Here is a 15,420-nt window from a genome sequence, read left to right as displayed (position 1 = left end):
GATACTAAACTAGGTCACTATATCTGTCAGAAATAAAAAAGGACGACAAACGTCGCCCTTTTCGTACTTATATGATGATTGGGTTTTAGCCTTTGAGAAAATCTCCAATCTCCCCAAGCCCTTCTCCTTTGTAATCGGATTTTTCAATGGCTTGCATGAGTTGAATAATATGTGCTGGGTTCATATCCTTGCCCAATACCCGTACCAATGCAAAGCCTTTGTCTTGGCTATCACCAAAGATAATCACTTCGTCAATGGCATCCTCGTCCCCCAAATACTGAATGGTACCTTTGCCGTATTTTGAATTGATCTTCATCAATTCCACAAATTGATCGCCCTTAAGGATTTCTCGTACTTTTTTCTTTTCGATTTCATACTCGGCCTCATTGTCGGCATTCTTTTTAAAGGCCAACAAATTGAACTTTCTTAAGGATTCAATGGCTTCTTTCTGTGTCGGTGTCAAATTTACCTCATCCATTTTAAGAATACTGGCGGGTACATCAATGGACAAAAAGTTCGGGTTTTCCGAATTGTCCACATAATACTCTTGTAGACTGGGCTGCGAAGCACACGAAGCCAGGAGCAAAGCTCCGACCGCCATGATGGATTTAATTAAATGTTTCATCTTTTTATTTTTTTGATTGATTTTGTAAACTGAAAATCAGTTGACAATAATGAGTTGGTGTTTATTGTGTTTTGTTACAATTCCAACCGATTATTGTCAACCGAAATACAAACTTATTTGTTCTTCTCTGCCTCGTTCAATTCTTCGGGCAGGTTCATCTTTTTGGTCAACGAACTGATGTTGTTCAAATCGATGTCTCCTGTCAATGACAAAATCACTGTTTCAAACCTTTGACCATTGGCCTCAATATCCTTCATCCCGGTAACGAACATGAGCAGTTCACTCACATGGTCCGAGTCTTTACCTTCTTTGATATAGAACTTCACATTGGCGTCTTTGTCCTTGATTCGCATCAATTCCTCCATTTTGGAAGATCTTAGGTAGCTGTCCACAGAGGATTTCATATCATCACCAATTTTCTTGCTCTCGGTAGTAAATACCTTCAAGCTTTTCAAGCTGTTTACAATGCTTATGAATTCCTGTGCTTCAGGATCATCGGTTTCGATATCCATTTTGGCCAACAGGTTGAACATGCTCTTGTTCACGATTACCGTGGTTACATCGTCCAGGTCTTCAAACTTGTCAAAAACCGATTGTGAAAACCCTGCCAAAGGCAACAATGCCATTACTGCGATTAAAATATACTTCTTCATTTTGTTTCGTTTTTTAATTGTTGTTGTAAATTTTTTGTTTTGCTTCTTCAAACTCGTTGAGGTAAGCCACCTTTTCTGTGCCGCGATTAAAGTTTTCCGCTAACAGATCAAAGGCTTTTTTGGTTTCCTCGTAGGCGTACTCCGCCTTTGCTTGTTCCAAACGCTTTGTTTCTTGGTACTGATTACCAAAATAGATGCCAAAGGCGAGAACTACTGCCGCTGCAACGGATAGCCACTTGTAATAGTTTACTCTAGGTTTTAATGGTACCGGCTTGGTGTACTTTTCTTCCTTGGCCATGGAAAAGTAATTGAACATGGGTTTGTACTGTTCCAAGTGAGGCGCGACCTCGTCTTGTGAAAAATACGCCCTAAGTGTTCTTTCTTCGTCCACCGTTGCGGTGGCCTCGAAATACTTCTCCAATATTTTTTCTATGTTACCCAATTCCATAGCTATGTTTTTTTGTTAATTCTTCTCTTACTGTTTTTCTTGCCCTCGACAATGCTACGCGCACTGCAGTGGGTTTCATGTCCATGAGCTCGCATATCTCATCGAACTCGTATTGCTCTACATCCCGTAGTTGCAAAATCATTTTTTGTTGTTCTGGCAGTTCCTCCATGATTCGCTCCATCCAACTTACGCTGTCCTCGGCCTCCAATTGTTTTTGTAAAGAGGTGTTACCGTCGGTGTAATTGCTGTGAACCAATTTCAGGTTTCCTGCTTGCTTGGACTTTAAGCGGTCCAAACAAAAGTTTTTGGTCATGGTCATGGCAAAGGCCTCTACATTTTTATACTTTGACATGGACTCGTTCTTTGACCATAGCTTCAACAAAATCTCTTGAGTGGCGTCCTCTGCTTCTTCTCTGGAAACCAACAGGCGCTTTGCGAGCCTGTACAGTTTATCCTGAAAAGGTAAAACCACGTTTAAGAATTCTGTTTGTTTCATTTGGTTGTCTTAGTTGTTTTTGTGCCGTTCTTATCGACCTACACTATCACGACGATACATATCGAAAATTGTTACAAAAAATTTGTAATCTGCTTAGATAAGGCTATTTTGCAAGGCAATTTTGCATGGTTACCCATGTAATTTTACTCATTTCAACCTACACCTTTACTGATTTTGGAATAAAATTTGAGTAAATTCATTAAAAATTAAGCTATGAAAAAGTATTTCTTCCTTTTTTTAGGATTATCCCTATTTGTGTCATGTAGCAATGATGACAATGGAATAGATCCTGGTCCAACACCTCAACCCGAACCAAATCCTGACAATGTTGATGTCGATGCACAAAATTTCATGTGGCAGGCCATGAATCTCTGGTATTTTTGGCAAGGAGAAGTTCCCGATCTTGCGGATGATAGATTTTCCACCAATGCGGAATACACTGCCTTTTTAGCGGCAAACACGGATGCAGAAAATTTCTTTTATAGCATTTGCAATAGGCATGAGGAAATTTATGGCTCAGAAACCGCTATAGACCGATTTAGCTTCGCCTATGAAGATTATCACGATTTGGTCAATAGTCTATCCGGGGTATCCAAAAGCAATGGGTTGGAATTTAACTTAATGTATAAATACAGTACTGGAAATGAGATTTTCGGTTACGTACTCTATAAAGTCCCTAACTCCAATGCTTCTGATAAAGATATTGTTAGAGGGGAAATTTTCACACGTGTGGATGGCGTTCAGTTAACAGATATCAATTATACCAATCTTTTGTTTGGCTCCAATGACACATACACCTTGGGAATGGCCCATATTGAAAATGGTGATTTTGTGAACGATGCTAAGGAAGTAACACTAACCAAAGTAGAGAACCAGGTTGAAGACCCTATCTTGGTAGCGAAAACCTTGGACGTAAACGGTACTAAAGTCGCTTATTTAATGTACAACCGCTTTTTGAGCAGTTTTAATGACCAACTTAATGAAGCCTTTGCCGGTTTCAAGGCAGAAGGTGCGACTGAACTCGTTTTGGACATGCGCTACAACCCAGGTGGCAATGTCAACACTTCCCGTTTGCTCGCCAGCATGGTTTATGGCACCAAAACGGGAGAAGTCTACATAAGACAGCGCTGGAACGATAAAGTTCAGGAACAGTTTACAGAATTGTTCGGATCTGGGTATTTAGAGGATAATTTTGAAAACTCCGTAGGAGAAAACCCCCTTAACTCATTAAACCTGAGCAGGGTGTTTGTTTTGGCCACAGGGGATTCCGCTTCAGCAAGTGAATTGGTCATGAACGGGCTTGACCCTTATGTCGATGTTATTCATATAGGTGAGACTACACGTGGTAAAAATGAATTCTCAATAACTTTGGTGGACAATCCAGATTTAGGTTTTCCTTTTTATTACTATGCAGGGGAAAAAGAAGAAGTTGAAAGTGGGATAAACCCAAATAATAGTTGGGGACTACAACCTTTGGTTGGTAGAAACGAAAACGCAAATGGTTTTTATGATTACACCAGCGGACTGGTTCCAGATATTGCTTTGAGCGAAGACTTAACCAACCTTGGAGTCTTGGGCGATCCAAATGAGCCGCTTTTGGCCCGTGCGCTTGAAGAAATCACAGGGGTTTCCGCCAAAATAGACCTTACGGTAGAAATGGCTGCGGAATCTTTTACATCTTCAAGGTTCCAAACTCCTTTAAAGGACAATATGTATTTGGATAAACCATTGCAATTTAACAAATAATAAAAAAAGCGGCCGATCGGCCGCTTTTCTTTTTTTAAAGGTTCAGGTTGAGACCCACCCTAAAATTTCGTCCTCGGGTCGTGAATCCAAGCAATTCCCTGTAATCCTCATTCAATAAATTATCCGCATTCAGGAACACATTGAGCTTATTCGGAATCAGTTCGTGTCTAATGGAAAAGTTTAATAATGAAAAGGGATCCAAAGCAATATCCGAATACGTAGCAAAATCCGTATCAAAACGTTCGCCTGTGTAAGCATAGCTTAACGATGCATTGGTACTCTCACAAAACTGGTACCACAAGGACACATTGGCCTTATGCTTGGGAATACGGATGGCATTGTCCCCTTTACGTTCCGTAAAGGTATAATTGGCATTGACACTAAAAGTACTCCAAGGCAACCACGTAGCTTCCACTTCTACCCCATTGGCATCGATTTCGTCTGCAACGTTAATGCTCATATAATTGGCATCATACCCAATGGCATTGGTTTCGTTTCTATCAAAATAAACCGTACTGATTCGGAATGTATTATCCAGTTTAAATTCAATACCCCCTTCAATCGTAGCGTTTTCTTCTGGCTCTAGCTCTGGATTGCCACCAAAGGCGCCGAACAACTGCGTTAAATTAGGAGTGATGTATGATGTTGCATAAGAACCCATCAATTTCACATATCCGTTTTCCGTGTCAAACACGTAAGATGGGTTCACGTTGTACACAAAATGATTGCCATATTCGGAGTGATTGTTCAGTCTCGCACCCGCGTTCAGATTCAATCCAAAATCCGAAACATAGACCACATTGGCATAGGGGTCAACAATGGTGAAATCAACCTCTTCGGCAAAAACAGCCTCATCTTTGATATAATTTACCCCTAGAATGGTATGGAATCGCTTACCAAACACATATTTGTTGTACACATCCAATACCCAATTGCCTCCCTCGGTAATACTTTCGCCAAAGGTGTCGTTGGCCACAGACTCGTAATCCGTATAGGCCGCGTTCAAGTGTATGGAACCTTTTCCATAGCCAAGTTCAGATGACAGACCAACGCGTTGCTGCTCGTTCTGACCTAAATTAGGCGCCTCTGCCATGGTGGCATCATATTCATTTTTAAATTTGGTCTGATTCCCGTAGACCTGAATCCCAAAGCTTTCTGTAAACTGATAACCCAGCTTTACATTGGTGCTGAAGTGCGAAAAAATATCCTCTTCGTTCTCAGGAGTCACTGCAGCGGAGAGACCACTCTTGTATCTGTTGGAAAAATCAACGCCATAATTGAACTTGCCCAAAGTACCATTTACATTCGCGGAATTTTGAATACTTCCGATATTGTAATTCTGGTCATCCGCAGCCTGATTGGTCCCTACGCTGGTCTCAAAATTACCGGCAATCTTCTTTTTAGAACTCTTTTTTGTAGTGATGTTGATCACGGCCGTAACCGCATTGGTTCCATAAAGCGTACTTGCCGCTCCTTTGATAATCTCGATGGACTCAATAGTGTTTGGCGAAAGCAAACGAAGATCATACTCCGCAGAAAATGTGGATGGATCCTGCACACGAACACCATCGATAATAATCAAAACCTGACGACCACGACCACCTCGGGCATACACCCCTAGCACATCGCCATCACGACCACGGCTACCCGCAATCTCGACACCACTTTTGGTATTGATGATTTCCGCAACCGTCCTGCCTTGATTGCGTTGCATTTCCTCAGCCGTGATTTTGATCACTGTTTTTCCTGAGTTTTCTCGTTTCAACTCAAATTTTGAATCGCTGACAACAACCTCTTCCAGTTGTTGCACTTTAAGTGAATCTTGCTGTACATTTTGCGCAAAAATCCCCTTACCCGCCAATAGGGCGGTAATTAACCATAAATGATTTTTTTTCATTTCGTTTAATTGAATAAACGGGAGAATAGTATGTGATGCATACGTAAACTTTTATCCCGAAAGTTTAACATTGATTGTTTGAATCTGGCAGGTCTCCTGGCTTGTGTTTTGTCTCCTACCTTCCCACCCATTGGGCAGTGGCTTTGAAGAAAAGACAATCGCCTACTACGTACTGATGCTCAAAAAACATCAGTGCCGATTCGGCACATACATTTACAGTTGCGGGAACAGCTCCGGTTTTGCACCGGATTCCCTTTTAATCCCACGGAAAACTCCGTGCGAACCAAAATTCGGGGTCAAAGCTAATCAATCTGTTTAATCTTTTTCCGCAAAAATTAAATAATCTTACTTTTGACCTATGGCAAAAAATCAGCGGTCAATTCTATTCCTCAGCTTTCTTTTGATGGTATTGATAGGGTGCAAACAAGCAGAAAAAAAGCAACCTGTTCAAAATCAAGAAACAACATCAACAATAACCTATGCAACGGGCTTTACCGTTAATAAAGAGGCAGACTTCACTGTAATCGAAGTTACCGGAGCTTGGCCCGGGGCGGATAATTTCACGTATGCCTTGGTTCCGAAGGAAAAACTACCAACCATTTCGTTTCCCCGTGACGCTTACGATGCTATCATCGGTACCCCGATTGACAAAGTGGTCATCACCTCCACAACCCACATTGAACCCTTAAATCAATTGGGGGTCCTCAATACCGTGGTAGGTTTCCCGAATACGGATTACATCTCCTCCCCAGAGGCCCGAGAACTGGTGGAAAATGGGCAAATACAAGATTTGGGGATGAATGATGTTCTCAACACCGAAATGGTACTTGCTTTAAATCCAGAACTCATCGTCGGATTTAGCATCAATAATGAAAACAAAGCTTACGACATCATCAAAAAGGCAGGAACACCCGTTGTTTACAATGGCGATTGGGTGGAGCACACCCCTTTGGGAAAAGCGGAGTGGATCAAATTCTTTGCCCCTTTCTATCAAAAAGAAGCATTGGGCGATAATATTTTTGCACAAATTGAAGCCTCATACCTAGAGGCGAAAGAAATAGCCCAAAAAGCAAAAACCAAACCAACGGTTTTAACAGGTGGGCTTTACAAAGATGTATGGTACGTAGCAGGTGGGAAAAGCTGGATGGCCAAATTTTTAGAAGATGCCAATTCCGACTATCTATGGGCCGATAACGATGAAACGGGCAGCATAGGCCTTAGTTTGGAATCCGTATTGGAAAAAGGTCAAAATGCTGAAATATGGTTCAATTCTTCTTCGCAAACCACTTATGCCGGATTGGGACAAGCAAGCACACATCATATTCAATTTGATGCCTTTAAAAACAAAAAAGTGTACTCCAATGCCATAGACAAAGGAGAAACGGGAGGGCTCATCTTTTACGAATTGGCACCAAGCAGACCTGACGTTGTTCTAAAAGATTTTATCAAAATATTGCATCCGGAATTATTGCCTCAACACCAATTACAGTTTATCAAACCTTTACAATAAATGCATGTTTCAAAAACATATCGCATTTCCTTTATTTTTTTGGTGCTTGCATTACTGTGTTCATGGCTTTTGAACATTAGTTCAGGCTCGGTATCCATCCCTTTTGCAGATATTCTGTCCACCTTGTTCGGAGAAACACCAGAAGTCACTTCCTGGGAATATATTATTTGGGATTATCGTATTCCCAAAGCATTTACCTCCATTTTGGTCGGGGCAGGACTTTCCTTAAGCGGACTTTTAATGCAGACCCTGTTCAGAAACCCTTTGGCAGGCCCTTTTGTATTGGGAATCAGTTCGGGTGCCAGCCTGGGCGCTGCCCTACTTTTGATGGGTGTCTCCTTATTTACAGGATACACCTCATTCTCCTTTTTGGGAGATGTATCCTTGGCCATTGCCGCAAGTATCGGTAGCTTTTTGGTCCTTTTGATTGTTATGGTCGTAGCTCAGCGTGTCAAGGACACCATGGCCTTATTGATCATCGGATTAATGTTTGGCAGCATCACCTCGGCAATTGTGAGCGTTTTGGCCTATTTCTCCAGTGCAGAAAATTTACAACGCTTTATTTTTTGGTCTTTCGGGAGTGTGGGCAACCTATCCATAAATCAATTGCTTTTATTGGGGAGCATTGTCTTCGTCGGTGTTTTGCTGAGTATTATCTCCATAAAATCGTTGAATGCCTTTCTTTTGGGAGAAAACTACGCGCAGAGCTTGGGAGTTTCCTTAAAAAAATCCAGATTGACCATCATTATTGCAACTGGATTATTGGCGGGAGGTATCACTGCTTTTGCAGGGCCCATTGCTTTTGTGGGATTGGCCGTTCCTCATTTGACCAGACAGATTTTTGATACCATGGAACACAAAGTATTGATTCCCGCAGTAATGCTGTACGGCGCCATTTTAATGTTGTTGTGCGATACTTTGGCTCAACTGCCCAACTCTGCCAGTGTGTTGCCCATAAACGCCGTCACATCCTTGGTAGGAGCTCCTGTGGTCATCTGGCTCTTGGTACGTAAACGTAAAATGATGTTCTGATGTCAAAAGTTAGTCGAAACATATTGTCCATCGCCAAGCTGTCCATTGGGTACGGTTCCAAAACCGTGGCCAACAACATCAATTTTGATTTGGAAGCCGGTATGCTTTGCGGTGTGGTAGGCATCAATGGTATCGGAAAATCGACACTGTTGCGCACTTTGGCTGGATTTCAGCCCAAACTATTCGGTAACATTCTGTTGCATGGCGAACCGCTCGAAAAATACATCTCAAACACCCTATCAAAAGAACTTAGTGTGGTGCTGACGGAACAACCTGCTTCCAAAAATCTAACGGTGCAGGAATTGATTGCCTTGGGGAGACAACCCTATACCAACTGGCTGGGCACCTTATCAAAGGAGGACAGGCAACAGATTCAGGCTAGTTTAGATGCCTTTTTGCTGAACGAACTCCGAAACAACAAATGCCACGAACTGAGTGATGGCCAGTTACAACGGGTGTTGGTGGCGCGAGCGATGGCTCAAGATACATCGCTGATTCTTTTGGATGAACCCACTACGCATCTGGACCTCTTCCATAAAGTACAGATTTTAAAGATGCTTCAGGCATTGGCACATGATCAACAAAAAACCATCCTGTTCACTACCCACGAAATTGAATTGGCCATTCAGTTGTGTGACCGCATATTAATCTTGGACGGAAAAGAGCATCCCTTCGGAGATCCGTGTCAACTCATAGAAAAAAAACACTTTGACAGCTTGTTTCCTTCGGAAATGGTTCAGTTTGATGGTAAAACCGGTTCTTTTAAAGTGAATAAGTAAGTACACTTTCCATTTCGGCATCAAACGGAATCCGTTATCTTTATCCTTCAGAAACTTTTTCATGAGTACGGAACTTATCTATGTAATTATTGGCATCATTGCTTTGGCCATTGGCCTCTTTGCGGGGATGTATATTCAAAAACTGAAAACCAAGTCTACGGAGAGTGTTTGGGGAGAACGAGAACAGCAATTGAACGCTACCATTAAATCCCTGAACGATAAATTGTTGCTCAGTGATGAAGAGCAAAAACAATTGCAACGTGAAAAAGAACAGCAGAGCAATCAAATTGTGCGTTATCAAGCCGATTTGGAAAACCTTCAACTAAAGAACAAGGAGCAAAAGGAGGAGGTTGAAAAACTTCAAGAAAAGTTTACCAAGGAATTTGAAAACCTGGCCAATAAAATCTTAGACGAGAAAAGTGAAAAATTCACCAAGAGCAACAAGGAGAACATTGAAAACATCTTAACACCCCTCAACAAAAAAATCAAGGAGTTCGAGGAAAAGGTGGAAAAATCGCAAAAGGAAAACATCAGCATCAATTCCTCCTTGAAACAACAACTCGAAAGCTTACAACAACAAAACCTGAAAATTACCCAAGAAGCAGAAAACCTGACCAAAGCCCTCAAAGGCGATAGCAAAATGCAAGGGAACTGGGGCGAATTGGTCTTGGAGCGCGTGCTTGAAAAGTCTGGCCTAGAGAAGGATAGGGAATACAGTGTGCAACAAAGCTTTAAACGCGAAGATGGTAGTCGGGTCATGCCCGATGTCATCATCCACCTGCCCGATGGTAAGAAAATGGTCGTGGATTCCAAGGTGTCCCTAACGGATTATGAGCGTTTTACCAACGCAGAGGAAGAAGACAGACCCAGGTTTTTAAAAGACCATATCAACTCCCTACGAAGACATGTGGAACAGCTGTCCTCCAAAAAATATGAAGACCTCTACGAGATGGAGAGTCCCGATTTTGTATTGATGTTCGTGCCGATTGAGCCAGCTTTCGCCATTGCAATCAATGAAGACAATTCGTTGTACAACAAAGCGTTTGAACAAAACATCGTGATTGTGACACCTTCCACGCTGCTGGCCACCCTTCGAACCATTGATTCGATGTGGAGCAACGAAAAGCAACAACGGAACGCTATTGAAATTGCTCGACAAGCGGGTGCGCTTTACGATAAATTTGAAGGTTTTGTCACCGACCTGACCAAGGTGGGGAAAAAGATGGATGAGGCCAAATCTGAGTACCGTGGAGCCATGAACAAATTGGTGGAAGGACGTGGCAACATCGTCACCACTATCGAAAAATTGAAGAAAATGGGTGCAAAAGCGAAAAAGTCGCTTCCCGAACCCATTTTAAAACGAGCCCACGAAGACGATTTTGAAGAATTAAACGAGAAAGACTGACCATGAAAAAATTCCTGACCATTTTCATTGCAGCCATAGTCATTGGTGTTGTAGGGTACTTTTCCTTCATTTATTACGTGCCCTACAGTGAAGGATATCGTTCTGGTGAGCTCATCAAATTCAGTAGAAAAGGAGTTTTGGTAAAAACATGGGAAGGACAGATAAGTCAAGGCTTATCGGGCACCAATGTATTTTCGTTCTCCGTTGAGGACAGTGAAAAGGAAATCATTGAAAAAATGAAGGAGTTCCAGGGCCAGTACATCAAAGTCACCTATAAAGAACGCTATGCCACCTTTTTCTGGCTGGGCGACACCAAATATTTTATCACAGAAGTAAAATCAGAGAAATCACCGATTTTCAGAAACTAATATGAAGAAATTCAAATCATCCAGGGAAAGTAGAGTTTCCATTACCGAACTCATGCTACCCTCCCACTCTAATTTTGGAGGCAAAGTACACGGTGGGCACATTCTTAATCTCATGGACCAAATAGCCTTTGCCTGTGCTTCCAAACACTCGCAAAGCTATTGTGTAACCGCTTCGGTAAATCGGGTGGATTTTCTAAACCCGATTGATGTGGGCGAACTGGCCACATTAAAGGCTTCCATTAACTATACCGGGAAAACTTCGATGGTCGTTGGGGTACGCGTGGAGTCCGAAAATGTGACCACAGGGGAGGTCAAACACTGCAACTCCTCCTACTTTACCATGGTGGCCAAAGGTAAAGATGGAAAAAATAAAAAAGTTCCTGGACTCATTTTAAAGACCAAACAAGACATCCGCCGTTTTGCGCGCAGTAAAGAGCGTAAGCAATCCGCTTTTAAACGCGATAGCAAATACGAATCAAATAATTTTAAAGTAAACGAGTACGTGGAGTTCCTACAGGGGGAAAACGTTAAGATGGATTTTGATTGAGTTTTGCCGCAGCCTCCTCATCCAAAAACCAGACTAAGTTCCCTGATGATGGATTGACCAAGGATGCTGGGTAAGCATCAGAACCTTCGGTTTTCTCCACAACAGCTTCTACCTTTTTCGCTTTGGATGCCCCAGTGACCAAAAAGATCACTTCTTTAGCTGCGTTGATGACTTTTCCGTTGATGGAAACCCTTTTTTGACCTGAATCAGGGTGTGTGGCCACCACACAATGGTCATCTGCATCCCATAACTCAATCTGGTGCGGAAAAATGGAAGCGGTATGACCGTCATCGCCCATTCCCAATATGACCAAATCAAATTGAGGTACCTCCTCTACCCTGTCCAAATCTATTTCCAACAGATTGGCGTAGCGCATTGCTTCGCTAATAGGGTCCTTTTCACCCAAAATCCGGTTGATGTTCTCTTTGGGCACTTCAATTTTGGAAAATAGGTGCTCTACGGTCATTTTAAAGTTGCTTTCCTCATCCGAAGGAGGAACACAACGTTCGTCTCCCCAATAAAAATGCACCTTGCTCCAATCCACTTTGTTGGCAAAGTTCTCGGCCAACACATCAAAAACTATCTTTGGTGTACTTCCTCCGGATAATGCGACGTAAAAAGCCTCTTTATCTTGTAATTGATTCACAAAATAGCTGGAAAACTCTTCTGCTACCTCTTGCTTATCTTTATATATTTTTAAATCCATCTTAAATTAGTTTTTGGTTCTCGACCTTGGTTTATCCTGAGCGCAGCCGAAGGGCTCGAACTGACATATTTTTCCTAACTCCTAAATCTAGCAGATCACACAGTAACCAGGGTCGTCTGCCAAGTTTTCGCTGGGATTGCGCCAATAGCCCTCATCTTCAATCAAGTTATCAGCATTTTCGGGTCCCCAGGCTCCTGCGGCATACCCATACATGCGCACATCCTTACCACTGTTCCAGTAGTTCAAGATAGGGTCAACAAATTCCCAAGCAGCTTCCACCTCATCTGCTCTCGCGTACAGGGTAGCATCACCCTGCATGGCATCCAGCAATAAACGCTCATAGGCTTCCATGACATAGGTTTCAGCCAAATTGGCATAATAAAAATCCAAATTGGCCCGCTCTACCTTAAAGCCTTGACCAGGTACTTTTACCCCGAACTTGACCAAGATCCCCTCATCGGGCTGAATCCTGATAATCAACTTATTGTCCATCTCTTGCATTTCAGAGCCTTTGAATATCTGATGATGCGGTTTTTTAAAGTGAATCACGATTTCTGTTACTTTGGTGGGCATGCGTTTAGCGGTCCTTACATAAAAAGGAACCCCGTGCCAGCGCCAGTTGTCCACATAAAACTTAATGGCAGCATAGGTCTCTGTAGTGGAGTTGGCATCTACGCCATCTTCCTCACGATATCCTTTGACATCTTTACCATCGACCTTGGAAGCAACATACTGTGCCCGGATGGTATTTTCAAAAAGTTCCTTTTCATCAGTCATTATTCGCAGCGACTTCAATGCCTTGACTTTTTCATTTCGAATTTCTTCGGCATCGGCACCGATTGGAGGTTCCATTACCACCAAAGAAACCAACTGCAACAAATGGTTCTGGAACATGTCCCGAAGAGCCCCGGACTTATCATAATATCCTCCACGCTTTTCAACCCCTACGCTTTCAGCATTGGTAATTTCAACATGTTGGATATAATTACGATTCCAAAGTGGTTCAAAAATACTATTGGAAAATCGGGTCACCAATAAGTTTTGAACCGTTTCCTTCCCTAAATAATGGTCGATTCGGTAAATCTGATGCTCCTCAAAATATTTATGGAGACCTTGGTTCAACTCCTTGGCTGTTTCCAGACTGTAACCAAAAGGTTTTTCCACGATCAAACGTTTCCAACCATTGTTTTGCGTGTTCATGCCCGCATCGGATAAATTCTGCGAAACCGTTTCGTATAACGTAGGCGGTGTGGACAGGTAATAAATGATATTCCCTGAAGTATTGTGTTTTTCTTTTAGTGCTTCGACCCTTTTTCTCAACGGTCCGTAATCGGTATCATAGCTATCGCCTAGATCTTCATAATAAAGCTTGTTGGCAAAATCCTTTACCTTGCCATTATCCAAATCTTTGGTCTTTTGCTTCAAATATTCGCTATCGTAGACCACACGGTCCCGAAACGCCTCGTCCGTTAAGTCGCTACGACTAACGCCAAGAATCACGAAGTTTTCTGGCAATTGGTCGGCCAAGTATAAATTGAATAAGGAGGGTATTAGTTTTCTAGCAGTCAAATCACCCGATGCCCCAAAAATCACGAGCATTTGATTATCGGTCTTTTTCATAGTTTTTTTCTTTTCTGGCAAATTTTTTGCTCGTTGACAAATTCAGTCCAATATGATGTCAATATTTTTGAGCATGACGAATATAAGGTTTATTTTAGGTTCGTAATTAAAGAAACATCAACCTTGGTGATGTCTTAACACCTAAGAAGAAGAAAAAATATAGAATGGCAGACACGTATGATTTTGGCCTTGTGGGCCTTGGAGTAATGGGACGTAATTTTATTTTGAATGTGGCGGATAACGGATTTACCGCATTCGGAAATGATTTGGATGAAGAAAAAGTGAGTGCATTGATTGAAGAGGGAGGTGATCCTGCCAAAGTGAATGCCACTTCCGATGTAAAAACGTTTGTACAATCGTTGACAACTCCCCGAAAAATCATGTTATTGGTGCCAGCTGGAAAAATTGTGGACAGTGTCATCGAAGGATTATTGCCTCATTTGGACGAGGGCGACATCATTATTGATGGAGGAAATTCTTTTTATACCGATACCGACCGTCGTGAGTCCTATCTAAAGGAAAAAGGCATCAACTTTTTTGGCGCGGGTGTTTCTGGAGGAGCCGAAGGTGCACGAAAAGGCCCCAGTATTATGCCAGGTGGGTCAAAGGAAGCATACCAACACGTAAAACCCATTTTCGAAGCTGTTTCAGCCAAATACAAAGGTGAGCCTTGTGTGGCCTATCTCGGGCCAAAATCAGCAGGGAACTATGTGAAAATGGTGCACAATGGCATTGAATACGGTTTGATGCAGTTGACTTCCGAGATTTACGACCTGCTTAAAAAGGCAGGCGGACTTACCAACTATGAGCTGCACAAAACCTATTCTGAATGGAATGAAGGTCGATTGCAATCCTTTTTGGTGGAAATCACCTCTGAAATCTTTGATCAAAAAGATGATTTGACCGACAATGACCTTGTGGATATGATTCTGGACAAGGCAAAGCAAAAGGGAACTGGAAAGTGGACCTCTCAAAACGCCATGGATTTGGGCATTCCCGTACCAACCATCGATATTGCAGTGAGTATGCGAGAGATATCCGCCTTAAAACCAGAACGCATCAAAGCAGACGAGTTGTACGACCGTCCTTCACCAAAAGCGGTGGACAAAGCTGATTTCACTAAAAAATCGGAGCAAGCCTTGTACTTTGCCTTCATCATCACCTATGCACAGGGCATGCACCAATTGGCCGATGCCTCCAAAGAATACGGTTACGAACTGGAATTGGGCGAAATTGCCAAAATATGGCGTGCAGGCTGTATTATCCGTGCCGCGATGTTGGCCGATATTACCGAAGCCTACCAAGCTGATAAGGATTTACAGAACCTATTGCTTTCCCCTTCCTTTGTGGAAAAAGTGCAAAGCACGGTGGATGCAGCACGGGAATTGGTAAGTTATGGAGCCGCAAATGGTATTCCACTGCCAGGATTGTCCAATGCCCTTACCTATTTTGATGCCTATACCAGTAGTCGACTGCCGTTGAACTTGATTCAGGCACAGCGTGACTACTTTGGGTCGCACACCTACGAGCGCTTAGACCGCGAAGGTATTTTTCACACGGAATGGGAGAAGTAATTTAAACCTTACAC

General features: G+C 42.5%; 15 protein-coding genes and 1 riboswitch. Of the genes, 8 read left to right on the top strand and 7 right to left on the bottom strand.

Annotation, left to right across the window (positions count from 1 at the left end; all coding sequences use genetic code 11):
- Positions 1 to 85: 85 nt before the first annotated feature.
- From EO132_RS10695 to EO132_RS10680, 4 genes are all read right to left on the bottom strand, one after another.
- Positions 86 to 625, bottom strand: a complete 540-nt coding sequence (locus EO132_RS10695) for a DUF4252 domain-containing protein (protein ID WP_127137840.1) — start codon at positions 623 to 625, stop codon at positions 86 to 88.
- A gap of 113 nt (positions 626 to 738) precedes the next feature.
- Entirely contained in the window at positions 739 to 1,278 is a 540-nt protein-coding gene (locus EO132_RS10690; protein WP_127137839.1) for a DUF4252 domain-containing protein, read from the bottom strand.
- 13 nt (positions 1,279 to 1,291) lie between these two features.
- Positions 1,292 to 1,726 carry a hypothetical protein gene (locus tag EO132_RS10685; protein ID WP_127137838.1) on the bottom strand — a complete coding sequence of 145 codons (435 nt, stop codon included), beginning with the start codon at positions 1,724 to 1,726 and terminating at the stop codon, positions 1,292 to 1,294.
- Complete coding sequence (locus tag EO132_RS10680) at positions 1,713 to 2,222, bottom strand: RNA polymerase sigma factor (protein ID WP_127137837.1); 510 nt, start codon at positions 2,220 to 2,222, stop codon at positions 1,713 to 1,715. The genes EO132_RS10685 and EO132_RS10680 overlap by 14 nt, the downstream gene beginning before the upstream one ends.
- Before the next feature lie 213 nt (positions 2,223 to 2,435).
- Here EO132_RS10680 and EO132_RS10675 point away from each other — a divergent pair, with 213 nt between their 5' ends.
- Positions 2,436 to 3,968, top strand: coding sequence for a S41 family peptidase (locus EO132_RS10675; RefSeq protein WP_127137836.1), 1,533 nt, complete (start codon positions 2,436 to 2,438; stop codon positions 3,966 to 3,968).
- Between the two features lie 34 nt (positions 3,969 to 4,002).
- Here EO132_RS10675 and EO132_RS10670 read toward each other — a convergent pair whose 3' ends face one another.
- Positions 4,003 to 5,865 (bottom strand): TonB-dependent receptor plug domain-containing protein, encoded by a 1,863-nt coding sequence (locus EO132_RS10670; RefSeq protein ID WP_127137835.1) that lies wholly within the window; start codon positions 5,863 to 5,865, stop codon positions 4,003 to 4,005.
- Between the two features lie 69 nt (positions 5,866 to 5,934).
- Positions 5,935 to 6,168: riboswitch (cobalamin riboswitch) on the bottom strand.
- A 55-nt stretch (positions 6,169 to 6,223) separates the two neighbouring features.
- Here EO132_RS10670 and EO132_RS10665 point away from each other — a divergent pair.
- From EO132_RS10665 to EO132_RS10640, 6 genes are all read left to right on the top strand, one after another.
- Positions 6,224 to 7,375: an ABC transporter substrate-binding protein gene (locus EO132_RS10665; RefSeq protein ID WP_127137834.1), complete on the top strand. Its 1,152-nt coding sequence runs from the start codon at positions 6,224 to 6,226 to the stop codon at positions 7,373 to 7,375.
- Complete coding sequence (locus tag EO132_RS10660; RefSeq protein WP_127137833.1) at positions 7,376 to 8,407, top strand: FecCD family ABC transporter permease; 1,032 nt, start codon at positions 7,376 to 7,378, stop codon at positions 8,405 to 8,407. It begins immediately after the preceding gene.
- Positions 8,407 to 9,186: an ABC transporter ATP-binding protein gene (locus EO132_RS10655; protein WP_127137832.1), complete on the top strand. Its 780-nt coding sequence runs from the start codon at positions 8,407 to 8,409 to the stop codon at positions 9,184 to 9,186. The genes EO132_RS10660 and EO132_RS10655 overlap by 1 nt, the downstream gene beginning before the upstream one ends.
- A 61-nt stretch (positions 9,187 to 9,247) precedes the next feature.
- Positions 9,248 to 10,591, top strand: coding sequence for a DNA recombination protein RmuC (locus EO132_RS10650; protein WP_127137831.1), 1,344 nt, complete (start codon positions 9,248 to 9,250; stop codon positions 10,589 to 10,591).
- Positions 10,592 to 10,593: 2 nt separating this feature from the next.
- Positions 10,594 to 10,959 (top strand): 6-phosphogluconate dehydrogenase, encoded by a 366-nt coding sequence (locus EO132_RS10645; protein ID WP_127137830.1) that lies wholly within the window; start codon positions 10,594 to 10,596, stop codon positions 10,957 to 10,959.
- 1 nt (position 10,960) lies between these two features.
- Positions 10,961 to 11,506, top strand: a complete 546-nt coding sequence (locus EO132_RS10640) for an acyl-CoA thioesterase (protein WP_127137829.1) — start codon at positions 10,961 to 10,963, stop codon at positions 11,504 to 11,506.
- On the opposite strand, the gene pgl is transcribed toward EO132_RS10640, so the two are convergent.
- Both pgl and zwf read right to left on the bottom strand, forming a co-directional pair.
- The gene (gene pgl, locus EO132_RS10635; protein WP_127137828.1) at positions 11,487 to 12,212 is read right to left on the bottom strand and encodes a 6-phosphogluconolactonase; all 726 of its coding nucleotides are present in this window, start codon (positions 12,210 to 12,212) and stop codon (positions 11,487 to 11,489) included. The genes EO132_RS10640 and pgl overlap by 20 nt on opposite strands.
- An 87-nt stretch (positions 12,213 to 12,299) precedes the next feature.
- Positions 12,300 to 13,832 (bottom strand): glucose-6-phosphate dehydrogenase, encoded by a 1,533-nt coding sequence (zwf, locus tag EO132_RS10630; protein WP_127137827.1) that lies wholly within the window; start codon positions 13,830 to 13,832, stop codon positions 12,300 to 12,302.
- Positions 13,833 to 13,996: 164 nt separating this feature from the next.
- Between zwf and gndA the strand changes: the two genes are divergently transcribed.
- Positions 13,997 to 15,406: an NADP-dependent phosphogluconate dehydrogenase gene (gndA, locus tag EO132_RS10625; protein ID WP_127137826.1), complete on the top strand. Its 1,410-nt coding sequence runs from the start codon at positions 13,997 to 13,999 to the stop codon at positions 15,404 to 15,406.
- Positions 15,407 to 15,420: the final 14 nt, after the last annotated feature.

The organism is Flagellimonas oceanensis (assembly GCF_003992595.1).
Lineage (GTDB): Bacteria > Bacteroidota > Bacteroidia > Flavobacteriales > Flavobacteriaceae > Flagellimonas > Flagellimonas oceanensis.
Note: the sequence above shows the minus strand (reverse complement) of the source record. Positions and strands in the feature narration are given on the sequence as shown.